Here is a 22,607-nt window from a genome sequence, read left to right on the forward strand (position 1 = left end):
GTCAGCCGCGGGCCGCCGCGGCCTTCAGGTCGCGCTTGAGCTCCTGCGGCAGCGAGAAGGTCAGCCGTTCGTTGGCGGTCGTGACCTCCTCGACGTCGGCGAAGCCGCGCTCGGCCAGATGCGCGAGCACCTGCTGGACCAACTCATCCGGCACGCTGGCGCCCGAGGTCAGCCCCACGGTGCGGGCCCCCTCCAGCCAGGCGTCGTCGATCTCGTGCGCGAAGTCGACCAGGTGCCCCGCCCGGGCGCCGGCGTCCAGCGCCACCTCGACGAGGCGGACGGAGTTGGAGGAGTTCCGCGAGCCCACCACGATCACCACGTCGCAGTCCGGGGCGATCTCCTTCACCACGTGCTGGCGGTTGGAGGTCGCGTAGCAGATGTCGTCGCTGGGCGGCGACTGGAGCAGCGGCAGCCGCTGCTTGAGCCGGGCCACGGTCTCCAGGGTCTCGTCGACCGAGAGGGTGGTCTGGGAGAGCCAGACGACCTTGCCGGGGTCGCGCACGGTCACCTTGTCGACGCCGTCCGGGCCGTCCACCAGCTGGATGTGCGCGGGCGCCTCACCGGCGGTGCCGACGACCTCCTCGTGCCCCTCGTGGCCGATCAGCAGGATGTCGTAGTCCTCGGCGGCGAACCGCCGGGCCTCCTGGTGCACCTTGGTGACCAGCGGGCAGGTCGCGTCGATCGCCTTGAGCGAGCGCACCTTGGCCTGCTCGTAGACCTCGGGGGCCACGCCGTGCGCGGAGAAGATGACGGTGGCGCCCTCCGGCACCTCCTCGTTCTCCTCCACGAAGATCGCGCCCTGGGCCTCCAACGTCTGCACCACGTGCTTGTTGTGCACGATCTGCTTGCGCACGTAGATCGGCGCGCCGTAGAGCTTCAGCGCCTCCTCGACGGTCTGCACCGCCCGGTCCACGCCCGCGCAGTAGCCGCGGGGCTTGGCCAGGAGCACGCGCTTGCCGGTCCGGGGAGTCGTCTCAGCATCAGTCACCCGACCATCGTACGTGCCCGTTTTCCACCGACCCCTGCCTGAGGCATCGATCATGAGGTGAGCGGCGGTTCCGGAGATCGACATCGCCGTCAACCTCATGATCGACGCAGGCCTCGTCGGGGGTGGGCCTTAGGGTGGGCGGGTGAGCGAAGCGGAGCGGAGCACGTCCGAGGAGCCGTGGCCGGTCCGGGTGGTCAGCCAGAAGATCGGTGCCTGGATCGCCCGGCTGGGGTGGGTGTGGGTCGACGGGCAGATCGCGCAGATCAGCCGGCGGCCGGGAGCGAGCACCGTCTTCCTGACGTTGCGTGACCCGTCGGCGGATCTCAGCCTGACCGTCACCACGAACCGCGACGTGCTCGACGCGGGCGCACCCGAGCTGAGCGAGGGCGCCCGGGTGGTGCTGCACGCCAAGCCCGAGTTCTATGCCGCCCGGGGCACGCTGAGCCTGCGCGCCGACGAGATCCGCCAGGTCGGGCTGGGCGAGCTGCTGGCCCGGCTGGAGAAGCTCAAGAAGCTGCTGGCCGCCGAGGGGCTCTTCGACCGGGCCCGCAAGCGCCGGCCGCCGTTCCTGCCCGGCCGGATCGGGCTGATCACCGGCCGCGCCTCGGCCGCCGAGCGGGACGTGCTGACGAATGCCCGCCGCCGCTGGCCGGCCGTGGAGTTCCGGACGGTCAACGTGGCGGTGCAGGGGCCGAGCGCGGTGCCCGACATCGTCGGCGCGCTCAAGGTGCTCGACGCCGACCCGACGGTCGACGTGATCATCATCGCCCGGGGCGGCGGCGGCATCGAGGACCTGCTGCCCTTCTCCGACGAGGCGCTCTGCCGGGCGGTCTTCGCCTGCCGCACGCCGGTGGTCAGCGCGATCGGCCACGAGACCGACACGCCGCTGCTCGACTACGTCGCCGACGTGCGCGCCTCCACACCGACCGACGCGGCGAAGCGCATCGTGCCCGACCTCGCCGAGGAGGTGCGCCTCATCGGCCAGGCCCGGTCCCGGCTGGAGCGGGCGGTGCGCAACCTGGTCGACCGGGAGCAGCACCGGCTCGACCTGCAGCGCTCCCGGCCGGTGCTGGCCCGCCCGCAGGTGATGGTCGACCAGCGCGCCACCGACGTCACCGCGCTGCGCGACCGGGCCGGCCGCTGCCTGGATCATCGGCTCGGCGCCGCCGGCGACGACCTGCGGCACACCCTGGCGCGACTGCGCGCCCTCTCCCCCGCGGCCACCCTCGACCGGGGCTACGCCATCGTCCAGCGCGCCGACGGGCACGTGGTCCGCGCCGCGTCCGAGGTGGCCAAGGGCGACCCGCTGCGGATCCGCCTCGCCGAGGGCGAACTGACCGCCACCGTGGACGGCTGATGGAATGGGACCCGATGACTGACACGACGAAGGACGAGCGGCTCAGCTACGAGCAGGCCCGGGCCGAGCTGGCCTCGGTGGTCGAGCGGCTGGAGGCGGGCGGCACCTCGCTGGAGGAGTCGCTGGCGCTCTGGGAGCGCGGCGAGCAGCTCGCCGGGATCTGCCAGCGCTGGCTGGACGGCGCCCGGGCCCGCATCGACGCCGCCCGGCAGCGCGCCGAGGACTGAGCGGCGGCGGGACGGCCGGAGCCGTCCCGCCGGCATGCTCAGTTGAACAGGTTGTAGAACTCGGCCGGCGCCTCGACGACCTGGCCGGCCGGGGGCTTCTGCGCGGCCGCGGCGTTGCCGTAGTCCGTGTAGGTGATCTTCACGTCCTGCGCGGCGCTCTGCCCGGCGGCCGGGATCTGGAGCACCAGCTCGCTGAGCCGGCCCTGCGGGTCGACCTTGGCGGTGAACGGCACCGACTGGGCCTGCGCGCCGAGCGCGGTGATCACGGCCGGGTCGAGGGAGCCCGCCTCGGCCGCCTTCGACACGTCGACGGTGCCCGCGTACGCGCCGTCGCCGGCCTGCCGGACCTCGGTGATGCCCTGGGTCAGCACCGCGCTGCCGGCCGGGTCGACCTTGTCGAAGTCGAAGCCGAGCGCCCGGTTGCCCTGGATCCGGGTCTGGTCGAGGTGCTGGTACTTGCCGAGGTTGAGGTTCTTCAGGCCGGGCACGCCGGCGGCGGCCTTGCCGCCCAGCTCCAGCTTCACCCAGCTGTCCGGCTTGTAGTGGACCAGGTCCAGCTTCATCATCAGGTCCGACGACGGGTCGCCGATCGTCATCCGCATCTCGGCGCTCTGGGTGGGCTCGTGCACCTGCCCCTCGGCGGTGGAGCCGGCGCCGGACATGGTGAACCGGAAGTTCCCGTCGCGGATCGCGTTGGTGGAGTCGAGCAGGGCCTGCTTGGCGTCGCCGGCGGGGGTGCCGCTCGGGGCGATGCTGCCGGAGGCGGCCGGGGTCGCGGAGGCACCCGCCCCGGCGGTCCCGTTGTCGTTGCACGCGGCCAGGCCGGGGATGAGCAGCGCCGCGGCGAACGCGGTGGCGCTGAAGCGTCGAATCGTCACGTCAACCTCTCCAGGTGGGTCGTCCGGCCCACGGAGGTGCCGGAGTCGGGGCGCCGCAGCCCGGACGCCGGCTGCGGCGCACGAGCCCGGTCCGGCCGGTGTGGTCGGCTCCGGCGGGCTCGTGCCCTCTTCTGTTCCCTGAAGCGGTGTTCCGCAATCCCTGTCCGGTGCGGGAGAACGACCTCACGCCGGCGGCGGTAGCGGGTCAGCGCAGTGAGGTGACGAGTTCGCGCAGCTCGGCCTCCGCGGCGTCGCCGACCGCGATCACGGTGCGGTTCGGCTCCAGCAGGACGAATGCCTGCTCGTTGCCCCGGGCGGTGTACCGCTGCCAGCTCGCGCCGCCGGGCAGCTCGGCCGGGCCCTGCGGCTGGCCGCCGCTCAGCTCGGCCGGCAGCAGCTTCTCCGCCGGCAGGTTGCTCTCCACCAGCTGCGCGCCCCGGCCCTCCGGGGTCACGTAGCCGATGCGCAGCGTCCCGCCGCCGGACTCGGTCTGGTAGCGGGCGCTGACCGTACGCCAGTCGGAGCCCAGCCCCCGCGGCTCGGCGACCGGGAAGGCGTTGGCGGCGCGGGCCTGCTCGAAGACGGGCGCGGCGTCGACGGTGACCGGCGCGTCCCCGCCGAGGAAGCCCCGGTAGAAGGCGAGCAGCAGGGCGATCGGGACCAGCAGAACCAGCAGCGACAGCGCCATGTCCTTCGGCGACCGCTCGGACCGGGCCTTCTCCTTTCGGGCGGGCGGCGCGGGCTGCTCCCCGGCGTCGGCCGGCGGCACGGCCCCGGCGTCGGCCGGCGGCACGGCCCCGGTCGACTCGACCAGGGCCGGTTCCCCGGCCGGCGGGGTCGCCCCGGCGGTCGGCGGCACCGGCGGCTGGCCGTCGGGCGGGGTGGCGTCGGTCGGTACGCGGTCGGCAGGCTGTGCGGGTTCCACCCGGCCATTCTCGCAGCCGTCCGGGTGACGTGATCCTGGCCTCCTCCGCCCCGCTCCGGCGTCGAACCTGAGATCGTGTGAGGATCAGCGACAAAACCGGCGGCGGCGACGGCCGCATCCCGCCGGTCCACCCCGCAACGTCGCGAGGAGGAAGCCGTCATGACAACCACCAGGACGCGGACGCCCCAGGATCTCGACCGTAACCTTGCCCTCGACCTGGTCCGGGTGACCGAGGCCGCGGCCATGGCCGCCGGCCGCTGGGTCGGCCGGGGCGACAAGGAGGGCGGCGACGGAGCCGCCGTCGACGCCATGCGCAAGCTCATCAACTCGATCCCGATGCGCGGCGTCGTGGTGATCGGCGAGGGCGAGAAGGACAACGCCCCGATGCTCTTCAACGGCGAGGAGGTCGGCGACGGGACCGGTCCCGAGGTCGACGTGGCGGTCGACCCGATCGACGGCACCACGCTGATGAGCAAGGGCATGCCGAACGCGCTGGCCGTGCTCGCGGTGGCCGAGCGGGGCGCGATGTTCGACCCGAGCGCCGTCTTCTACATGGAGAAGCTCGCCGTCGGCCCGATGTACGCCGACGTGGTCGACATCAACGCCGGGGTGGCCGAGAACATCCGCCGGATCGCGAAGGTCAAGGGCACCGACCCCGCCGAGGTGACGGTCTGCGTGCTGGACCGGTCGCGCCACGACGACCTGGTGAAGCAGATCCGACGGACCGGGGCGGGCATCCGGTTCATCTCCGACGGCGACATCGCCGGCGCCATCGCGGCGGCCCGGGGCGAGTCCGACGTCGACGTGCTGATGGGCATCGGCGGCACCCCGGAGGGCATCACGGCGGCCTGCGCGCTGAAGTGCATGGGCGGCATGATGCAGGCGAAGCTCTGGCCCAAGGACGCCGAGGAGCGGGAGAAGGCGCTGGCCGCCGGGCATGACCTGGACCGGGTGCTCTTCACCGACGACCTGGTCACCGGCGACAACTGCTTCTTCGTGGCCACCGGCGTCACCTCCGGGGACCTGCTGCGCGGCGTGCGCTACCGGGCGGGCGGGGCGTACACCCAGTCGATCGTGATGCGCTCCAAGAGCGGCACGATCCGGGTGATCGACTCCTACCACCGGCTGGAGAAGCTGGCCCTCTACTCGGCGGTCGACTTCGACGGGCGTCCCCTGGCCGAGCAGGAGTGACCGCGACCGGGACGGCGGCGCCCCCGACGCTGTCGGCCTCGCGGCGGATCGCCGGCACCGGGCTGGCCACCGCCTCGGGGGTCGCGGTGGCCGTCCAGTCCCGGATCAACGGCGAACTCGGTGTACGGCTGGCCGACGGGATCGCGGCCGCGGTGGTCTCGTTCGGCCTGGGCCTGCTGGTGCTGGTGGTGCTGGTTCCCGCCACCGCCGGTGGCCGGCGGGGACTGTCCGCCCTGCGGGCCGCGCTCCGGGACGGCTCGCTGCGGCCGTGGCAGTGCCTCGGCGGGGTCTGCGGCGCCTTCCTGGTCGCCACCCAGGGGCTGACCATCGGCACCCTCGGCGTGGCGGTGTTCACGGTCGCCGTGGTGGCCGGGCAGTCCGGCAGCAGCCTGCTCGTCGACCGGGCCGGGATCGGCCCCACCGGGCGGCAGGCGGTCACCCCGAACCGGCTGGTCGGCGCGGTGCTCACCGTGCTGGCCGTGCTGCTGGCGGTGGGCGACCGGCTCGGCGACCCGGGTGCCCTGGCGCTGGCGCTGCTGCCGCTGGCGGCCGGGGTGGGCATCGCCTGGCAGCAGGCGGTGAACGGCCGGGTCCGGGGGGCCGCCGGCAGCGCCGTGACCGCCACGCTGGTCAACTTCACCGTCGGCACGGTGGCGCTGCTCGCCACCTTCGCGGTGGAGGTGGCGGTCCGGGGCCGCCCGAGCGGCGATTTCCCGACCGAGCCGTGGCTCTATCTGGGCGGCCCCATCGGCATCGTGTTCATCGCGCTGGCCGCCGCCATCGTCCGGTTCACCGGCGTGCTGCTGCTCGCCCTGGCCACCATCGCCGGTCAGGTCGTCGGCGCCGTCCTGCTGGACCTGCTGCTGCCCACCGCCGCCTCGCACCCCACGCCGACCACCCTGCTGGGGGCGGCGCTGACCCTGGTCGCGGTGCTGGTCGCCGCGGTCGGGCCGCCCCCGCGGCCGCTCAGCCCCGCAGCGCCGCCACCGTCTCCTTGACCGCCCGGTCCAGCGGCGTCGCCTCGACGCCGAGGGTGGCGGTGGCGGGAGCGGAGTCCATCACGAAGGGCCGGTCGAACTGGTACGCGGTCTCCCGCAGTTCCCGCGCCATCGGGTTGGCCAGCCCGCCGAGCCAGAGCACCGGGTACGGCATCCGCGTCAGTCGCGGCGCGGGCGCCCCGACCAGGGCCGCCGCGCGGGCGGCCAGGTCCCGCATCGACACGGCGGGCGCGCTGGGCACGTGCCAGGCCCGCCCCCAGGCCCGCTCGTCGGTCGCGGCGGCGACGAGGGTACGGGCGACGTCGGGAATGTACGTCCAGGTGTGCGGGGCGTCCCAGTCGACCGGCAGGAACACCCGCTGCCCGGCGAGCACCCGGGGCAGCACCATCATGGCCAGCGAGGTGCCGTCGGCGCCGAGGTAGTCGGAGCCGCGTACCTCGGTGATGCGGGCCCGGCCGTCCCGGTGCGCGGCCAGCGCGTCGGCCCACATCCGGTTGCGGACCCGCCCCTTGGTGCCGGTCGAGGCGAGCGGGGTCGCCTCGGTCATCGGGCCGTGGACCGGGCCGTACCCGTAGAGGTTGCCGACGGTGGCGAGCACCGCGCCGGCCCGTTCGGCGGCGGTGAGCAGCGCGGCGGCCAGCGGCGGCCAGTCCAGCGGCCAGCGGTGGTACGCCGGGTTGGCGCAGTTGTGCAGCGCCACGGCGCCCTCGGTCAGCGCGGTCAGCCGGTGGGCGTCGGCGGCGTCGGCGGCGATCCGCTCGATGGCGGGGTGCGCGGGCCCGGTGCCGCGGCAGGTCACCACCCGCACCCGGTCGCCGCGCTCGGCGAGGAGGCGGGCGGTGGCGGTGCCGACGGGTCCGGCGCCGACGATCACGTGCAGGGCCATGAGGGCCACCCTTCGAAGCAGGGATTCCAAGCGAGAGCGCCGCTCTCGCAACAGAGCATGACCCACATCGACCTCGCTCGTCAAGAGCAGTGCTCTCGGTTTTGATTGGCGCTCTCATCCGTGGCAGAGTGGAGGCATGGTCGCTCACTCGCTCCGCGCCCGGGTCCGCGCCGGCATGATCGACGAGATCAAGGGGGTCGCCCGCCGCCACCTGGCCACCGACGGCGCGAACCTCTCGCTCCGCGCGGTCGCCCGCGACATGGGCATGGTCTCCTCGGCGATCTACCGTTACTTCCCCAGCCGCGACGACCTGCTCACCGCGCTGATCCTGGAGGCGTACGAGGCGCTCGGCGACGCGGTGGAGGCGGCCGACGCCGGCGTCGATCAGGCCGACCTGCGCGGGCGTTGGCACGCCGCGTGCCGGGCCGCCCGGGCCTGGGCACTCGCCCACCCCGCCGAGTACGCCCTGCTCTACGGCAGCCCGGTCCCCGGCTACGCGGCGCCGGACGACACCGTGGCGCCGGCCCAGCGGCCTCCGGTGACCCTGGTCGGCATCCTCCGCGACGGGGTGGCCACCGGCCGGCTCGACGCCTCCGGCGAGGAGCTGCCCGAGCCGCTGCGGGCCGACGTGGCCGAGCTGGCCAGCCTGCTCGCCGTCGACCTGCCGCCCGCGCTGCTGGCGCGGGGCATGGCCGGCTGGACCCAGCTCTTCGGGTTGATCAGCTTCGAGCTGTTCGGCCGGATCAACCGGACGCTGCCGCACCGCGACGAGTACTTCGACCACCAGACCGGGCTGATGGCCGACCTGATCGGCCTGCCCGCCGCCTGAGCCCGGCGCGGCCGCCGGGTCACGTGCCGTCGGAGGAGTGGCCGGGGAAGAGGTGCGCGCTCGGGTCGATGACGACCGCCGCGTTGTTGATCGCGGTGGCCGCCTCGCCGAAACCGGTGGCGATCAGCCGGACCTTGCCCGGGTAGTCGGTGATGTCCCCGGCCGCGAAGACCCGGGGCAGGTTGGTGGCCATCGCGCTGTCCACCACGATGTGCCGCCGGTCCAGGTTCAGCCCCCACTCCGCGAGCGGGCCCAGGTCGGCGGTGAACCCGAGCGCGGCCACCACGGTGTCCACCGGCAGCGTCTCCACCGCGCCGCCGCGCACGGTCAGCTCGGCGCCGGTGACCCGGTCCTCCCCGTACAGCCGGCTCACCTCGGCGTTGACCACGATCCGCACCGGCAGCGCGCGCACCCGGTGGACGGTCGAGGCGTGCGCGCGGAACCGGTCGCGCCGGTGCACCAGGGTCACCGAGCGGGCGATCGGGGCGAGTGTCACCGCCCAGTCGAACGCGGAGTCGCCGCCGCCCACGATGAGCACGTCCCGCCCGGTCAGCTCGGTCGGCTGCGGTACGAAGTAGACGATGCCCGCGCCCACGAAGCTGTCCGCCACCGGCAGCGGCCGGGGCGTGAAGCTGCCCAGCCCGCCGGTGACGAGCACCGCGCCGCAGTGCAGCTGGTCACCGCCGGCCAGTCCGAGCACCGGCCGCCCGTCCAGGTACGACAGCTTCTCCGCGCGCACCCCCAGCAGGTATTCCGGGCGGAAGGGCGCGGCCTGGGCGACCAGGTTGGCGACCAGCTCCCGCCCCTTGATGGCGGGGAACCCGGCGACGTCGAGGATGAGCTTCTCCGGGTACATGGCGGTGACCTGGCCACCCGGCTCGGGCAGCGCGTCGATCACCGCCACGGAGAGCCCGCGGAACCCGGCGTAGTAGGCGGCGAACAGCCCGGCGGGGCCCGCTCCGATCACGGCGACATCGACCTCGCGCATGGCGTACCGTCCCGTCATTTCGCCAGGGATCAACGCGTGCTGATCTCGACGGTAGGCGGGCCGGTGGCCACGGGCAAGCACGTCCCGCCGGCGGGTGGACGTGCCGTCAGGGCAGCGTGACCGGGGGTGACCCGAGCCGGTCCCGCCCCGCCGTCTCCGCCGGGCGGCGGCGGAACAGGATCGCGGCGACGGCACCGCCGAGCAACCCGAACAGGTGCCCCTGCCAGGAGATGCGCTCGTCGGTGGGGAGGATGCCGAGCAGCTGCCAGCCGTAGAGCAGGCCGACGAGGAGCACCACGGCGAAGTTCCACCAGCTCCGCTCGACGATGCCGCGGGTGAGCAGGATGCCGAGGTAGCCGAAGATCACCCCGCTCGCGCCGACCACCACCGAGTTGGGCGAGCCGGTGAACCACACCCCCAGGCCGCTGACCAGGATGATCACCAGCGTGGACCAGAGGAACCGGCGGGTGCCGGCGGCCAGCACGAAGGTGCCGAGCAGGATCAGCGGGATGCTGTTGCTGTAGAGGTGGTTCCAGCCGGCGTGCAGGAACGGCGAGAAGAACACACCGTCCAGCCCCTGGATGCGGTGCGGGATGATGCCGGCGGTGACGTCGAGGTCGGCGCGCAGGCCGACGTCGACGGCCTCGATGAGGAACAGCACCGGCACGACCGCGCACATGGCGACGAAGGCCCGGCCGAGCGAGGCGTAGAACGCCTCGGTGCCGAACCGGTGGGGGTCGCCGCCCATGGGGCCGTCGTGCCAGGTCATCCGTCAAGTGCTATCAGCAATCGGGGCGAACCGCCACCCGGGAGCGACACGACGACGGCGGGGCGTGCGAATCTCCGCACGCCCCGCCGTCGGTGTCCGATCAGTACCAGCCGGAGTTCTGCGAGTGCTGCCAGGCGCCGCACGGGTCGTCGTAGCGGCCCTCGATGTAGCCGAGGCCCCACTTGATCTGGGTGGCCGGGTTGGTCTTCCAGTCGTCGGCCACCGAGCTCATCTTGCTGCCCGGCAGGGCCTGCGGGATGCCGTACGCGCCGGACCCCTCGTTGTAGGCCTTGTGGTTCCAGCCGCTCTCCCTGGTCCAGAGCTTGTCCAGACAGGGGAACTGGTCGATGCCGAAGCCCTCGTCGAGCATGATCGCGCAGCCGATCTTGCGGTTGCCGCTGAACTCCTCGCAGGAGGCCGGGATCGGCCCGTCGTACGGCTTGGCCGCCGCCTTCTCCGCGGCCTCCCGCTCCTTCTTGCGGGACGCGGCCGCCGCCTCGGCCTCCTTGGCCCGCTCGGCGGCCTCCTTGGCCGCCGCAGCGGCCCGCAGCTTCGCCTGGTACTCGGCGGAACGCTGCTTGGCCGACGCCATGCGGTGGTCGGCCTGGCGGTCGCGCTGGTACGCGTACTCCGCCCGGTCGACCTCCAGGCCGACCTGCGCGGTCAGGCCCTGTTGCTGGGTCTGTCGGTCTTCGCCCAGATAGAAGCCGCCGGCAACGCCCACGGAGAGCAGTGCGACAGCGGCCGTGCGGGCGCCGAACCGGCTCCACAGCCGACTCACGAAGTGTCCCTTCGTCGGGGGCAAGGACACGGCGCGACGCGTGGCCCTGGATCGGCCGCGCCGGCGCCGTGAGCGCCCCGACCCTCGCGGTCGCAGCCGATGCACCGGTGCTCGTGGCTCCTTCGCCGTGCTGTGGCGAACGATGCTCGACGATCTTCCTGGTGCATGGGCGCTCGTTGGACACCATCGCGCACAGTGAGGCTGATGGGAAACCAAGGACGCGGATTGTGATCTGCGCCACAAGACGAATGCAATCAAACTCGGGCAAAGGTAAGCCTCAGAGCGGAATGTCCTCCAGCAGATCGGTCACCATGGCGGCGATGGGAGAACGCTCCGAACGGCTGAGCGTGACGTGCGCGAAGAGGTGATGACCCTTCAGCGCCTCGATCACCGCGGTCACCCCGTCGTGCCGGCCGACCCGGAGATTGTCCCGCTGGGCCACGTCGTGGGTCAGCACCACCCGCGACCCCTGGCCGATGCGGGACAGCACGGTGAGCAGGACGCCGCGCTCCAGCGACTGCGCCTCGTCGACGATGACGAAGGCGTCGTGCAGGCTCCGGCCGCGGATGTGGGTGAGCGGCAGGACCTCCAGCAGGCCCCGCGAGGTCACCTCCTCCAGCACGTTCTCGTGCACCACCGAGCCGAGCGTGTCGAAGACGGCCTGCGCCCAGGGCGACATCTTCTCCGACTCCGAGCCGGGCAGGTAGCCCAGTTCCTGACCGCCGACCGCGTACAACGGGCGGAACACGACGACCTTCTTGTGCCGGCGGCGCTCCATCACCGCCTCCAGACCGGCGCAGAGGGCCAGGGCGGACTTGCCGGTGCCGGCGCGGCCGCCGAGCGAGACGATGCCGATGGACTCGTCCAGCAGCAGGTCGAGCGCCACCCGCTGTTCCGCGGAGCGGCCGTGCACGCCGAACGCCTCCCGGTCGCCACGGACCAGCCGGACGGTCTTGTCGGGCAGCACCCGGCCGAGCGCCGAGCCCCGCGCCGAGTGCAGCACCAGGCCGGTGTGGCAGGGCAGGCCGGCCGCGGCGTCGAGGTCGAGGGTCTCGCCCGCGTACAGCCGGCCGATCTCCTCCTCGGCCAGCTCCAGCTCGGCCATTCCGGTCCAGGTCGGGTCGCTGGCCTGGCCGTGCCGGTACTCGTCGGCCCGCAGGCCGACCGAGGCCGCCTTCACCCGCAGCGGCATGTCCTTGCTGACGAGCGTGACCTCGCGGCCTTCGGCGGCCAGGTTGAGCGCCACGGAGAGGATCCGGGCGTCGTTCGACTCGTTCCGGAAACCGGGCGGCAGCACCCCGTCGTCGGTGTGGTTCAGCTCTACCCGGAGGGTGCCGCCCTGGTCGTTGGCGGGCACCGGCCGGTCCAGCCGGCCGTGCCGCACCCGCAGCTCGTCCAGCATGCGCAGCGACTGGCGGGCGAACCAGCCCAGCTCGGGGTGGTGGCGCTTGCCCTCCAGTTCGGAGATCACCACCAGCGGCAGCACCACCTCGTGCTCGGCGAAGCGGTGGAACGCCGCGGGGTCGGAGAGGAGGACCGAGGTGTCCAGGACGAAGGCCGGGCCGGCTGGTCGGGGCTCCTCGGCGCCGGCGGACGCGGCGGCCGCGCGGCGGCTGCGGGTGGTCCGGCGGGTCGTGGCGGTCGCGGCCGGGGTCTGGTCGGCACCGGCGGGGGTACGGCGAGTGGTCACAGGCCTGCTCCGCGGATGGGCACCCGGCCACCCGAGTTCCGCCTCTTCCGGTGCCCGGTGGACACGGGGTCGGATGCGGGCCCCGTGCGCGAGGTCGCAGGTCCGGGCTGTCCGGCTGGCCCGGGAAAGCCCCGTGCCATGTCTAGACGCTAATCGCCGCGTCGCCCGTCGGCTAGTGGTGCGAGTGGATCACCCCATACGGGGAGATGAACGGCGGGCGGCGGAACCGGCCGGGATGCATGCCCCCTGCGCGCATCCCGGCCGGCGGAGCCGCCGTCACCGGTCTGACTACGGCTCCGACGGTGCGCGTCCGCCGCGGACGGCACACCGTGCCTTGGGTGGGCCTCAGCCCTGCCGGCGGACCAGGGTCCCGGTCCGCGGCCCGCCACCGGCCGCACCGAACGAGGAACCGGTGTACGTGGTGCCCTGCCGGGTGGCCAACCCGCCGAGCTGGGCGGTGGCGGTGGCCCGCAGGACCGGACCGGAGGTGGTGCGGGCGGTGACCGCGGCGGGGACGGCGGTGCCGGCGAACGGCGCGGTGCGCCCGGCCGGGGCGGTCACCACGGCGGGAGCCGGGCCGGCCAGCGCCGAGGCAATCGCGGCCTGGGCGTCGCGGCGGCGCCGGTTCCAGGCGCCCCGGTCGCCGTCGAAGTAGCCCTGGCGGTAGCCGAACCGGTAGCCGATCCGGTAGCTGAGCTGGCCGTGCAGCCGGCCCGCGGCGTAGCAGGTCGAGCCGAGCACGAGGACCAGCACGACGGCGAGAAAGGGGCTCATCGCTCGTCCGCCCCGGGCAGGGGGTCGACGACCAGCAGCCGCTCCAGATCGGCGGTGCTGACCTCCTCGACCAGCTCGACGCTGATCCGGCAGCCGTCGACGATCACCTCGGCCACCGAGGCCCGGCGGATCTCGCCGCCGGCCTCGTAGACCCGGACGCTCAGCTCGGGACAGCCGAGGTGGGTCCGCCAGGCGTCCCACTCGTCGCGGTCACCGACGCTGAGGGAGAGGTAGCGGCAGCCCCGGGCCAGGTAGAGGCGCCACGGGGCGCTCAGGCCGGCGGTCACCCCCTCCGCGATCAGGCCGAAGGCCTGCGCACGGGTCGCGAGCTCGGTCACGAGACCCCCTCGACACCCGCGGAGTGACGCATGTGAGCACTCGTCGTCTCATGCACGTGACACACCGTAAGTTGTCTCATGAGCGTGACAGTATCAGCTTTTCGTCTGTTTACCGCCGTACTGGTGTCCATCTATTCTGCCCGGGTGACACCCCTCAGGAACAGCTCTGGATCGTTTACCGGGGACCATGGATCATCGTCACGTCGGCGTGACAGCAGCGTGCCGGGACGCGCCGCCGAGACCGACTGGTCGTACCGTCACGGGGTGACCGAGACCGCGAACGCACGGAAGATCGCCTTCGCCACCTTCGTCCGTCGCGCGCTGGAGGATGCGCGTGCCATGCGGGCCTGGAGCGGCACCGAGGTCTCCCGGCGCACCGGCGTCTCCCGCCAGACCATCAACCGCTGGGTCCGCGGCGACTGGGCCAGCGACCCCGAGGCCGAGCGGGTGGTCGCCTTCTGCGAGGGGCTGGGGCTCAACCCGGCAGCGGCGTTCGCCGCCCTCGGCTGGGACCGGGCGGCGGCCCCCCGCGCCACCCCCACCCCGCCGCCGATGGACCCCGACGTCGAGGCGCTGCTGCGCCGGCTGGTCGACCCGAACGTCTCCGACGCGGAGAAGTTCCACATTCGAGAAACCATTCGTTATCTCGCTTATCGCCCAACCCTTCCGGTCGACGCCCGAAATAGAGGTAAACAAGCCGGGTAGTTCCTCAGATGGCGAAAGAACGGTAGGTCAGACCCGATCGTTTCGCCTCGGGGCCGGATCGGACAGGCTAGCGTCCACGTTTGTACTGCTAAGGGCTCGTCATCGGCGGGGGGACGGGACACAGCCGAACCCAGCCCTGCGGGACAGAAGGAGGGGTCTGTCCATGACCCTGAAATGGTTGGCAGTCGTGGTCGCGGTGGTGTCGGTGACATCGTGCGTGACCGGCAACGTGGTGGTCGGCGTACTGGACGGCGGGCAGCTTCCCCTGGTCGTCAACCTCTTCGCGCTCATCACGGCCGGCACCGCGGTGGTCCTCGCCGTCGTCGCCGAACTGCACGACCGGCTCAACGACCGGGTCAGCGCGCTCACCGAGTTCCTGGTGGCGCGGCTCAACGAGATCGAGGCGCACACCGGCGACCGGAACACCGGCTTCGTGGAGGGCTACCTGCTGAGCCACGGGCAGGAAGCGGCCGTGGTGCCGTTCGGGCGCCGGGGACGGGGAGCCGCCGAACGCTGACCGTCCGCGTCGTCCCGACGTCACATCTCGGCCACGAATACGCCGCCGAGACCGGGGTACGCTGTCGCGCGTGCCGCCGTTGAACCTGGGCAACCAGCAGCCGAAAACCCCGTTGGACGCCGCGCACGCGTGGCGTGCCACCGCCGCCCGTGCGGGCGACGTCGTGCTCTTCTTCGACTTCGACGGCACCCTCGCCCCGGTCGACGACGACCCCACCGCGGTCCAACCCGCGCCGAAGGTGCTCGCCGCGCTGGAAGCCCTCGCCTCGCGGGTACGCCGCATCGCCATCGTCTCCGCCCGCCCGGTGGAATTCCTCCGCGACCACCTCGGCGGCCTCGCCGGCATCGACCTCTACGGCCTCTACGGCCTGGAGCACAGCCACTCCGGCGGCGAGACCGTCACCGAGCCGGCCGCCCTGCCCTGGGTGCCCACCATGGCCGACCTGGCCGAGCAGGCCCGCGCCGAACTGCCGCCCGGGGCCCTGGTGGAGTTCAAGCGGCTCTCCGTCGCGCTGCACTGGCGCACCGCGCCGCAGCTCGGCGGCCTCGTGCAGGAGTGGGGCCGGGCCCAGGCCGAGCGGCTCGGCCTGCGCTGCCAGGCCGGGCGCATGGTGCTGGAGCTGAAGCCCCCGGTCAACCGGGACAAGGGCATGGTCATCGGCGAGGCGGTGCGGGACGCCGGCGGCGCCTGGTACTTCGGCGACGATGTCTCCGACATCAAGGCCTTCTCGGCGCTGCGCGCCCGCGCCGCCGCCGACCCGCAGTTCCTCGGCGTCTGCGTCGCGGTGGCGAACCCGGAGACCGGTCACGAGGTCGCCGACGCCGCCGACCTCACCCTGGACTCCCCCGCCGCCCTCGGCGACTTCCTCACCGAGGCGCTTGCCCACCTGCGCTGAGGCCGCGCCTCAGGCCCCGTAGCGGCGCTGCCGGGTGACGTAGGAGCGGAGGGCGCGGAGGAAGTCGACCCGGCGGAAGTCGGGCCAGTTGAGTTCGCAGAAGTAGAACTCCGAGTGCGCGCTCTGCCAGAGCATGAAGCCGGAGAGGCGCTGCTCACCGCTGGTTCGGATGATCAGATCCGGGTCCGGCAGGCCCTTGGTGTAGAGGTGCTCGGAGATGTGGTCGACATCGATCGAGTTGGCCAGCTCCTCCACCGTGCCGCCGGTCGCGGCGTGCTCCAGCAGCAGCGAGCGGACCGCGTCGGCGATCTCCCGCCGGCCGCCGTAGCCGACCGCGATGTTGACCTGCGCGCCGCCGCTGCGCTGCCGGGTGCGCTCCTCGGCCGCCTTGAGCGCGGCGGCGTGCTGCGCGGGCAGCACGTCGAGGGCGCCGACCATCCGCAGCCGCCAGGGGTTGCCCTCCTCGGCCAGCTCGTTGGTGAGGTCCTCGATGATCTGGAGCAGCGGGTCCAGCTCGGCGGCCGGCCGGGAGAGGTTGTCGGTGGAGAGCAGCCAGAGCGTGACGTGCCCGACACCGGCGGCGTCGCACCAGCGCAGCAGCTCCTTGATCCGCTCGGCGCCCATCCGGTGGCCGTCGTTCGGGTCGACGAAGCCCATTTCCCGGGCCCATCTGCGGTTGCCGTCGCACATCACGCCGACATGGCGGGGCACCGGCTTGCCCGCGAGCTTCGCGGTGAGCCGGCGCTCGTACACGGAGTAGAGGAGTTTCCGCAGAGTCATCACCTTGCAGGGTAGCGACCCGCGCGGAAGATCAGTGTCTCGGTGGCGCATGGTCGACGGCTTCAGGTCGCGGCGCGGCGTCAGACCGGCGTGAGGCCCGCGCCGATCATGGCGAGCGTGCGGGCATCGAGACGTCCGTCACCCAGCCCCAGCTCCACCACGGTCCGGTAGACCCGCTCGTCACGGCGGGCGGCGCGCACCGCCGCGTCCACCACCCGCCGGCGCCGGGCCAGCCAGGCCGCCACCGAGCTGTGCCGCAGGTGGGTGCCGAGCCGGCGGCGGAGCCCGTCGGCGTAGCGGCGGGCCGCGGAGGCCGGGGCGTCGGCCGCGGCGGCGCCGGCCAGGGCCCCGGAGCGCAGCGCGTAGAAGATGCCCTCGCCGGTGAACGGGTTGATCAGCGAGAGGGCGTCGCCGGCCAGCACCACCCGGCCCCGCCCGGGCGCCGGCCGGTGGGTGGAGAGCGGCAGGTGGTGCGCCCGCAGGTCGGTCACGGCCGCGGGGTCGGTGCCGGGGAGCAGGGCGGCCAGCCGGTCCAGCAGGTGGGCGCGGGTCAGTGGCTCGCCCCGCAGCACCTCCCCGTAGCCGACGTTCGCCCGGCCGTCGCCGATCGGGAAGGACCAGGCGTACGCCGGCCAGCGCGGCGACGAGGTGACGATGAGCTGCTCGGGCGGGCCGGGATGCGCCGGGGCGTAACCCCGGATGGCGAGCGCGAGGTGCCGGTCCGGGTTCACCGGGTGGCCGAGCGTCCGGCGCAGCACCGAGCCGGCCCCGTCCGCCCCGACCACCGCCCGGGCGGCCAGCTCCCCGTCGAGCACCACCCGGTCCTCGCGCACCTCCACCGTGCGTACGGTGTGCCGGCGCAGCTCCGCCCCGGCCGCGGTCGCCGCCGCCACCAGCCGGGCGTCGAACACCTGCCGGGGCACCGTGTACGCGGGCCGGGGCAGCGCCCGGGCCACCGTGCCGCCGCCGGGGCCGACCAGGCGCAGCGCGGGCAGCGGCGCGTACCCGTCGACCGCCCCGGTCACCCCCAGCTCGCCGAGGACGTCCAGCGCGTGCGCGGCGATGCCGTCCCCGCATGCCTTGTCCCGCGGAAAGTCGTACCGGTCGAGCAGCAACACGCGCGCCGCCCCGCCGCGCCGCGCCGCCAGGGCGGCCGCCGCCCCCGCAGGCCCGGCCCCGACCACGACCACGTCCCACAACTCCCCCACCCCACCATCCTCCCCGCCGTGCCCCGCCCTCCGAGCACGCCGCGCCCACCCCGCCCCCGACCCGTCGGGTTGATCAAGAGGTTTGCGTCGGGGAACGGCCGGATTCCGACGCAAACTTCTTGATCAACGGGGCGGGGGCGGGGAGGGCTGCGGGGTGGTGGGGCGGGTGGTGCGGTGGAGGGAATAGAGGGCCAGGAGGGCTGCTGTCAGGAGCGGGGCGCCGTCTCGGATCAGGCCGTCGACGCCGAGGAGCCACCAGCAGAGGGGGAGGTCCACGGCGAGGGTGGCCAGGGTGATGGCGACCAGGAGCTTGCGGGCCCACCGGCGGTCGCGCATCAGGAAGGCGGTGCAGAAGAGCACCGCGTAGCTGACCGCGATGCCGGCGGCGAACCAGAACAGCACGGCCGGCACCGCGCTGATCCGCCTGTCCAGGATGGAGCCGGTCGCGACCAGGGCGGGGACCAGCATCAGCGGGCTGTAGGTGAACGCGGCGACCCGGGCGGTGAGCAGCCAGCCGGTGACCGGCGGGCGCTTCGGGACGACCTCCCGCCAGGAGATCACCCCGCCCTCGACGACCAGGCCCTTGCGGTGCCGGACCAGGTGCCCGCCGACCGTCTCGGAGCGGTAGAGCAGCACCACCACCGCGACGCAGAGCGCGGTGAGCACCGCGAAACCGAGCAGGCCGGGCAGCGGCGGCACCCCCGCCCGGGGTACGACCAGCCGCCCCACCGCGAAGACCGTGGTCACCGACAGGATCAGCCCGAACGGCTTCGCCACCGCCCGGCCCCGCTTGACGTGCCCGATCAGCACCAGGAAGCCCAGCGACCGCAGCATGGCCCAGCCGGTACGGACCGCGAGCCCGAATTCCTGCTCCGGGGCGTACCAGTAGTTGAGCAGCTCGACCACGACGGTGGCCGCCGCCGTGACGGCGAGCAGGACGGTCAGCGCCCGGACGGCGGACGGCCGCCGGACCTCGACAGGTTCGGCGGCCGTCCTCATGGCATCCCGTGTTGCCCGGTGCGAGCGTGCGTCACACCTCTACTTCTGCGGCGCCGCGTCCAGCCGGGCGCGCAGCGCGTCCAGCTCGGCCCAGAGGACGCCGGGGAGCTTGTCGCCGAACTTCTCGAACCACTCGGTGACCAGCGGCAGCTCGTTGCGCCACTCCTCCGGGTCGACCTTGAGCGCGATCCGCACGTCCTCCGGGGTCATGTCCAGGCCGTCGACGTCGAGCGCGTCCTGGGCCGGAACCATGCCGATCGGGGTCTCGACCGCGTCGGCGCGACCCTCCAGGCGCTCGATGACCCACTTGAGCACCCGGGAGTTCTCGCCGAAGCCCGGCCAGAGGAAGTTGCCCTCGGCGTCCTTGCGGAACCAGTTGACGTAGTAGATCTTCGGCAGCTTGGCCTCGTCGCCGTCGGCGCCCTTGCCCATCTCGATCCAGTGCCGGAAGTAGTCGCCGGCGTGGTAGCCGATGAACGGCAGCATGGCCATCGGGTCGCGGCGCACCACGCCGACCGCGCCGGAGGCGGCGGCGGTGGTCTCCGAGGAGAGGGTCGCGCCCATGTAGACGCCGTGCACCCAGTCGCGGGCCTCGGTGACCAGCGGGACGGTGTCCCGGCGCCGGCCGCCGAACAGGATCGCGTCGATCGGCACGCCGTTCGGGTCGTAGTAGTCGTCGGCCAGGATCGGGCACTGCGTGATCGGGGTGCAGAACCGGCTGTTCGCGTGCGAGGAGAGGCTGTCACTCTCCGGCGTCCAGTCGTTGCCCTTCCAGTCGATCAGGTGCGCCGGCGGCTCACCCATGCCCTCCCACCAGATGTCGCCGTCGTCGGTGAGCGCCACGTTGGTGAAGATGGAGTTGCCGCGGTCCAGCGTCCGCATGGCGTTGGCGTTGGTCTTCCAGTCGGTGCCCGGCGCGACGCCGAAGAGGCCGTACTCCGGGTTGATCGCGTAGAGGCGGCCGTCCGGGCCGAACCGCATCCAGGCGATGTCGTCGCCGATGGTCTCGACCTTCCAACCCGGGATGGTCGGCTCCAGCATGGCCAGGTTGGTCTTGCCGCAGGCGGACGGGAAGGCGCCCGCGATGTGGAAGACCCGGCCCTCCGGCGAGGTGATCTTGAGGATCAGCATGTGCTCGGCGAGCCAGCCCTCGTCGCGCCCCATGACGCTGGCGATCCGCAGCGAGTAGCACTTCTTGCCGAGCAGCGAGTTGCCGCCGTAGCCGGAGCCGTAGGACCAGATTTCCCGGCTCTCCGGGAAGTGGGAGATGTACTTGGTCTCGTTGCACGGCCAGGCCACGTCCTGCTGGCCGGGCTCGAGCGGGGCGCCGATCGAGTGCAGCGCGTGCACGAAGTCGGCGTCGTCGCCCATCGCCTCGAGGATCTTCTCGCCCATCCGGGTCATGATGCGCATCGAGGCGACCACGTACGGGCTGTCGGTGATCTCGACGCCGAACATGGGGCTCTTCGCCTCGACCGGCCCCATGCAGAACGGGATGACGTACATGGTGCGACCGCGCATGGACCCGCGGTACAGCTCCGTCATCGTCCGCTTCATCTCGGCCGGCGCCATCCAGTTGTTGGTGGGGCCGGCGTCCGCCTCGTCGACGGAGCAGATGAAGGTGCGCTCCTCGACCCGCGCGACGTCCGTCGGGTCCGTCCGCGCGTAGAACGAGTTGGGCTTCTTCTCGGGGTTCAGCCGGATCAGGGTGCCCTTTTCGACGAGCTCGTCGGTGAGGCGGCGCCACTCCTCATCGGACCCGTCCACCCAGACCACCCGGTCGGGGGTGGTCAGTTCCGCGACCTCACGTACCCAGGCGAGCAGTTTGGGGTGGGACGTCGGGGCCTGATCGATACCCCGAACAGTAGCCGGAGCAACCATGTCACATCTCCTTGTGGTCGACGCTGACCGATGTATGGGATGCACGAGTTCTGGCGAGCCGGTGCGTCGCCTTCGTGGAAACCTGGGATTGGGCTCAGCGTAAACCGGGCTGCCTCCCCAGTCAGTGGGACTGGTTGTGAAGAACTGCACAAGGTACGGCCACGCTGCGGCATCGCGATCTCTTACCCGCTTTCGCGCGCAGTTTCACGCAAATCTTGCGGAGAACCTCCGACGGCCCGGCCCGCCGCCAACCCCGCGGAGGCGACCGACGGGCGGAAGTTGACCCCCATGACACGAACGACGATTCCGTGATCCGCTCCACAATTTCGCCACACCCGGTTACGCTGCGCTCACGGATACCGGAAACGGGCGGCGGTCGCCCGAGGGGCCGCGGGACCCGTCGGGCCACCCACGAGCGACGCGCTGGGGCGGCGGACCGCAGACTCGCCGTTGCGGCCCGTCCCGGCAGCGCACACCCGGTACTCTCGGCGGGTGGCCGCGACGATGACCGGGGACCAACCGGGGGCTCCGCAGACCCGTCGAGGTCTGATCGGGGCCCTGATCGACCGCTTCGGTCACCTGGTCCGCGAGATGAGCAAGTTCGCCACGGTGGGTGGCTTCGCCTTCCTCATCGACCTCGCCCTCTTCAACTACCTGGCGAGCGTGCGGCACATGCCGCCGGTGGCGGCCAAGACCGTCTCCACCGTGATCGCGGCCACCCTGGCGTTCCTCGGCAACCGGTTCTGGACGTGGCGGCACCGCCAGCGCTCCCACCCGGCCCGGGAGTACGCGCTGTTCTTCTTCTTCAACGGGGTCGGCCTCGGCATCGCGGTGGGCTGTCTCGCCATCAGCCGCTATGGTCTCGGCGCCGTGTGGCCCGAGGTGTTCCAGACCCCGCTGGCCGACAACATCGCCAGCTTCATCGTCGGCACCGGCCTGGGCACGCTGTTCCGGTTCTGGTCGTACCGACGGTTCGTTTTCGTCGAGGCGGGAAATCCGCCCGTTCCGGCGACGAGCCGCGACCGAGAGTCCGGGGCGTGACCCACCGCCCATCCCGTCCTGCCGGGCCCAGCCGGCCCTGCCCACTGCCCTAAGGTGTTCCGCATGCCTCTTGTCCGTCTGCTGCCCGAGCGCTGGCAGAAGTTCATCCACGAGGCGCTCAAATTCGGCATCGTCGGCGGCATCAACACCGTTATCAATTACGCGGTGTTCAATGCGCTGGCACTCACGGTTTTCCGCAACGGCCAGCTCAAGGCGACCGTCATCGCGACCATCGTCGCGACGATCACGTCATATCTGATGAACCGGCACTGGACGTACCGGGATCGACCGAAATCGGCGCTTCGGCGCGAATACGTCCTGTTCTTCGTCTTCAACGGCGCCGGCCTGGTCATCGAGCTGGGCGTGCTGGCGCTGGCCAAGTACGGCCTCGGCGTGCACAGCCTGCTCGCGTTGAACGTGGCGAAGACGGGCGGCGTGCTGCTGGCCACCCTGTTCCGCTTCTGGTCCTACCGGACCTTCGTGTTCCAGCCGGTGCCGAAGCACGCCGAGGAGACCTGGCACACCATCCCGCGTGACGAGTGGGACAACGTCGGCGAGATGGACCCGGTCGCCGAGCTGGCCGAGTCGGTCAGCGAGCTGGAGGAGACCGAGCCGCCGCTCGGCGAGCGCCGCGCGGGCGACTACCGGCCACACCGGGCCCGCCCGGCACCGGCCGACGCCGGCCTGGGCCAGGCCCTCGGCGCCGACCTGGACGCCGAACTGGCCGCCGAACTCCAGCCCACCCCGCGCCGCGCTCCGCGCCGCTGACTCCCGACCCTGGCGTGGGGGGGGCCCCCCGGGGGGGGGGGGGGGGCCCGGGGGGGGGGGGGGGGGGGGGGGGGCGGGGGGGGGGGGGGGGGGCGGCGGGGCCGGGGTCGGGTCGGGGTCCGGCGCGGCCGGGGGCGGTGGCTGCGGCGTGGCGGCGGCTTCGGCGTCCGGCGCCTCGGGTTGAGCCTGCGGGG

At 72.8% G+C, this 22,607-nt stretch carries 24 protein-coding genes; 10 read left to right on the forward strand and 14 right to left on the reverse strand.

What is annotated here, in order from left to right:
- Position 1 precedes the first annotated feature (1 nt).
- Complete coding sequence (locus ACFYPD_RS30045; RefSeq protein ID WP_387120773.1) at positions 2-988, reverse strand: 4-hydroxy-3-methylbut-2-enyl diphosphate reductase; 987 nt, start codon at positions 986-988, stop codon at positions 2-4.
- A gap of 142 nt (positions 989-1,130) precedes the next feature.
- Between ACFYPD_RS30045 and xseA the strand changes: the two genes are divergently transcribed.
- Positions 1,131-2,345: an exodeoxyribonuclease VII large subunit gene (gene xseA / locus ACFYPD_RS30050; protein ID WP_387120776.1), complete on the forward strand. Its 1,215-nt coding sequence runs from the start codon at positions 1,131-1,133 to the stop codon at positions 2,343-2,345.
- 14 nt (positions 2,346-2,359) lie between these two features.
- Entirely contained in the window at positions 2,360-2,572 is a 213-nt protein-coding gene (locus ACFYPD_RS30055) for an exodeoxyribonuclease VII small subunit (RefSeq protein WP_262287098.1), read from the forward strand.
- A 38-nt stretch (positions 2,573-2,610) separates the two neighbouring features.
- Here the strand turns inward: ACFYPD_RS30055 and ACFYPD_RS30060 are convergent, their stop codons facing one another.
- Both ACFYPD_RS30060 and ACFYPD_RS30065 read right to left on the reverse strand, forming a co-directional pair.
- The gene (locus ACFYPD_RS30060) at positions 2,611-3,450 is read right to left on the reverse strand and encodes a hypothetical protein (RefSeq protein ID WP_387120779.1); all 840 of its coding nucleotides are present in this window, start codon (positions 3,448-3,450) and stop codon (positions 2,611-2,613) included.
- Positions 3,451-3,655: 205 nt separating this feature from the next.
- Positions 3,656-4,375 (reverse strand): DUF4245 family protein, encoded by a 720-nt coding sequence (locus ACFYPD_RS30065; RefSeq protein ID WP_387120782.1) that lies wholly within the window; start codon positions 4,373-4,375, stop codon positions 3,656-3,658.
- A 159-nt stretch (positions 4,376-4,534) separates the two neighbouring features.
- Here ACFYPD_RS30065 and glpX point away from each other — a divergent pair, with 159 nt between their 5' ends.
- Together glpX and ACFYPD_RS30075 are read left to right on the forward strand one after the other, a co-directional pair.
- Positions 4,535-5,566 carry a class II fructose-bisphosphatase gene (glpX, locus tag ACFYPD_RS30070; RefSeq protein ID WP_091313972.1) on the forward strand — a complete coding sequence of 344 codons (1,032 nt, stop codon included), beginning with the start codon at positions 4,535-4,537 and terminating at the stop codon, positions 5,564-5,566.
- Positions 5,563-6,564 (forward strand): DMT family transporter, encoded by a 1,002-nt coding sequence (locus tag ACFYPD_RS30075; protein WP_387120785.1) that lies wholly within the window; start codon positions 5,563-5,565, stop codon positions 6,562-6,564. Before glpX ends, ACFYPD_RS30075 begins: the two co-directional genes overlap by 4 nt.
- Here ACFYPD_RS30075 and ACFYPD_RS30080 read toward each other — a convergent pair.
- Entirely contained in the window at positions 6,533-7,450 is a 918-nt protein-coding gene (locus tag ACFYPD_RS30080; protein WP_387120788.1) for an NAD-dependent epimerase/dehydratase family protein, read from the reverse strand. The genes ACFYPD_RS30075 and ACFYPD_RS30080 overlap by 32 nt on opposite strands.
- Positions 7,451-7,586: 136 nt before the next feature.
- Between ACFYPD_RS30080 and ACFYPD_RS30085 the strand changes: the two genes are divergently transcribed.
- Positions 7,587-8,279 carry a TetR/AcrR family transcriptional regulator gene (locus tag ACFYPD_RS30085; RefSeq protein WP_387120791.1) on the forward strand — a complete coding sequence of 231 codons (693 nt, stop codon included), beginning with the start codon at positions 7,587-7,589 and terminating at the stop codon, positions 8,277-8,279.
- Between the two features lie 19 nt (positions 8,280-8,298).
- Here ACFYPD_RS30085 and ACFYPD_RS30090 read toward each other — a convergent pair whose 3' ends face one another.
- The 6 genes from ACFYPD_RS30090 to ACFYPD_RS30115 all read right to left on the reverse strand — a co-directional run bounded on the left by ACFYPD_RS30090 (position 8,299) and on the right by ACFYPD_RS30115 (position 13,619).
- Positions 8,299-9,267 (reverse strand): NAD(P)/FAD-dependent oxidoreductase, encoded by a 969-nt coding sequence (locus tag ACFYPD_RS30090; RefSeq protein ID WP_387120832.1) that lies wholly within the window; start codon positions 9,265-9,267, stop codon positions 8,299-8,301.
- A gap of 106 nt (positions 9,268-9,373) precedes the next feature.
- Positions 9,374-10,036, reverse strand: a complete 663-nt coding sequence (locus tag ACFYPD_RS30095; RefSeq protein ID WP_387120793.1) for a rhomboid family intramembrane serine protease — start codon at positions 10,034-10,036, stop codon at positions 9,374-9,376.
- A 100-nt stretch (positions 10,037-10,136) separates the two neighbouring features.
- Positions 10,137-10,817: a lytic transglycosylase domain-containing protein gene (locus ACFYPD_RS30100; protein WP_387120796.1), complete on the reverse strand. Its 681-nt coding sequence runs from the start codon at positions 10,815-10,817 to the stop codon at positions 10,137-10,139.
- Between the two features lie 277 nt (positions 10,818-11,094).
- Positions 11,095-12,507 (reverse strand): PhoH family protein, encoded by a 1,413-nt coding sequence (locus tag ACFYPD_RS30105; RefSeq protein ID WP_387120799.1) that lies wholly within the window; start codon positions 12,505-12,507, stop codon positions 11,095-11,097.
- A gap of 345 nt (positions 12,508-12,852) precedes the next feature.
- Positions 12,853-13,281 carry a hypothetical protein gene (locus tag ACFYPD_RS30110; protein ID WP_387120801.1) on the reverse strand — a complete coding sequence of 143 codons (429 nt, stop codon included), beginning with the start codon at positions 13,279-13,281 and terminating at the stop codon, positions 12,853-12,855.
- Entirely contained in the window at positions 13,278-13,619 is a 342-nt protein-coding gene (locus ACFYPD_RS30115; RefSeq protein WP_091260344.1) for a hypothetical protein, read from the reverse strand. Before ACFYPD_RS30115 ends, ACFYPD_RS30110 begins: the two co-directional genes overlap by 4 nt.
- Positions 13,620-13,883: 264 nt before the next feature.
- Here ACFYPD_RS30115 and ACFYPD_RS30120 point away from each other — a divergent pair, with 264 nt between their 5' ends.
- From ACFYPD_RS30120 to otsB, 3 genes are all read left to right on the forward strand, one after another.
- Complete coding sequence (locus ACFYPD_RS30120) at positions 13,884-14,324, forward strand: helix-turn-helix domain-containing protein (protein ID WP_387120804.1); 441 nt, start codon at positions 13,884-13,886, stop codon at positions 14,322-14,324.
- Positions 14,325-14,487: 163 nt separating this feature from the next.
- Positions 14,488-14,841, forward strand: coding sequence for a hypothetical protein (locus tag ACFYPD_RS30125; RefSeq protein WP_091314007.1), 354 nt, complete (start codon positions 14,488-14,490; stop codon positions 14,839-14,841).
- Positions 14,842-14,911: 70 nt separating this feature from the next.
- The gene (gene otsB / locus ACFYPD_RS30130) at positions 14,912-15,736 is read left to right on the forward strand and encodes a trehalose-phosphatase (protein WP_387120807.1); all 825 of its coding nucleotides are present in this window, start codon (positions 14,912-14,914) and stop codon (positions 15,734-15,736) included.
- 9 nt (positions 15,737-15,745) lie between these two features.
- Here otsB and ACFYPD_RS30135 read toward each other — a convergent pair whose 3' ends face one another.
- The 4 genes from ACFYPD_RS30135 to ACFYPD_RS30150 form a co-directional block, all read right to left on the reverse strand.
- Positions 15,746-16,516, reverse strand: a complete 771-nt coding sequence (locus tag ACFYPD_RS30135) for an isoprenyl transferase (RefSeq protein ID WP_387120810.1) — start codon at positions 16,514-16,516, stop codon at positions 15,746-15,748.
- 80 nt (positions 16,517-16,596) lie between these two features.
- The gene (locus ACFYPD_RS30140) at positions 16,597-17,715 is read right to left on the reverse strand and encodes a geranylgeranyl reductase family protein (RefSeq protein WP_387120834.1); all 1,119 of its coding nucleotides are present in this window, start codon (positions 17,713-17,715) and stop codon (positions 16,597-16,599) included.
- A gap of 132 nt (positions 17,716-17,847) precedes the next feature.
- Positions 17,848-18,723, reverse strand: coding sequence for a hypothetical protein (locus tag ACFYPD_RS30145; RefSeq protein ID WP_387120812.1), 876 nt, complete (start codon positions 18,721-18,723; stop codon positions 17,848-17,850).
- Positions 18,724-18,762: 39 nt separating this feature from the next.
- A complete protein-coding gene (locus tag ACFYPD_RS30150) occupies positions 18,763-20,604 on the reverse strand; it encodes a phosphoenolpyruvate carboxykinase (GTP) (RefSeq protein ID WP_387120814.1) in 1,842 nt (613 codons plus the stop codon).
- 504 nt (positions 20,605-21,108) lie between these two features.
- Here ACFYPD_RS30150 and ACFYPD_RS30155 point away from each other — a divergent pair.
- Both ACFYPD_RS30155 and ACFYPD_RS30160 read left to right on the forward strand, forming a co-directional pair.
- Complete coding sequence (locus ACFYPD_RS30155) at positions 21,109-21,645, forward strand: GtrA family protein (protein ID WP_387120837.1); 537 nt, start codon at positions 21,109-21,111, stop codon at positions 21,643-21,645.
- Positions 21,646-21,708: 63 nt separating this feature from the next.
- A complete protein-coding gene (locus ACFYPD_RS30160) occupies positions 21,709-22,413 on the forward strand; it encodes a GtrA family protein (protein ID WP_387120817.1) in 705 nt (234 codons plus the stop codon).
- Positions 22,414-22,607 lie beyond the last annotated feature (194 nt).

The organism is Micromonospora sp. NPDC005299 (assembly GCF_042872345.1).
GTDB lineage: Bacteria > Actinomycetota > Actinomycetes > Mycobacteriales > Micromonosporaceae > Micromonospora.

What these genes read in the sequence shown, in the direction of transcription:
- ACFYPD_RS30135 (WP_387120810.1), bottom strand. Translation starts at nt 16,516, where the DNA reads ATGACTCTGCGGAAACTCCTCTACTCCGTGTACGAGCGCCGGCTCACC.
- ACFYPD_RS30110 (WP_387120801.1), bottom strand. Translation starts at nt 13,281, where the DNA reads ATGAGCCCCTTTCTCGCCGTCGTGCTGGTCCTCGTGCTCGGCTCGACC.
- ACFYPD_RS30055 (WP_262287098.1), top strand. Translation starts at nt 2,360, where the DNA reads ATGACTGACACGACGAAGGACGAGCGGCTCAGCTACGAGCAGGCCCGG.
- ACFYPD_RS30090 (WP_387120832.1), bottom strand. Translation starts at nt 9,267, where the DNA reads ATGCGCGAGGTCGATGTCGCCGTGATCGGAGCGGGCCCCGCCGGGCTG.
- ACFYPD_RS30085 (WP_387120791.1), top strand. Translation starts at nt 7,587, where the DNA reads ATGGTCGCTCACTCGCTCCGCGCCCGGGTCCGCGCCGGCATGATCGAC.
- glpX (WP_091313972.1), top strand. Translation starts at nt 4,535, where the DNA reads ATGACAACCACCAGGACGCGGACGCCCCAGGATCTCGACCGTAACCTT.
- ACFYPD_RS30150 (WP_387120814.1), bottom strand. Translation starts at nt 20,604, where the DNA reads ATGGTTGCTCCGGCTACTGTTCGGGGTATCGATCAGGCCCCGACGTCC.
- ACFYPD_RS30160 (WP_387120817.1), top strand. Translation starts at nt 21,709, where the DNA reads ATGCCTCTTGTCCGTCTGCTGCCCGAGCGCTGGCAGAAGTTCATCCAC.
- ACFYPD_RS30080 (WP_387120788.1), bottom strand. Translation starts at nt 7,450, where the DNA reads ATGGCCCTGCACGTGATCGTCGGCGCCGGACCCGTCGGCACCGCCACC.
- ACFYPD_RS30155 (WP_387120837.1), top strand. Translation starts at nt 21,109, where the DNA reads ATGACCGGGGACCAACCGGGGGCTCCGCAGACCCGTCGAGGTCTGATC.
- ACFYPD_RS30145 (WP_387120812.1), bottom strand. Translation starts at nt 18,723, where the DNA reads ATGAGGACGGCCGCCGAACCTGTCGAGGTCCGGCGGCCGTCCGCCGTC.
- ACFYPD_RS30125 (WP_091314007.1), top strand. Translation starts at nt 14,488, where the DNA reads ATGACCCTGAAATGGTTGGCAGTCGTGGTCGCGGTGGTGTCGGTGACA.
- ACFYPD_RS30095 (WP_387120793.1), bottom strand. Translation starts at nt 10,036, where the DNA reads ATGACCTGGCACGACGGCCCCATGGGCGGCGACCCCCACCGGTTCGGC.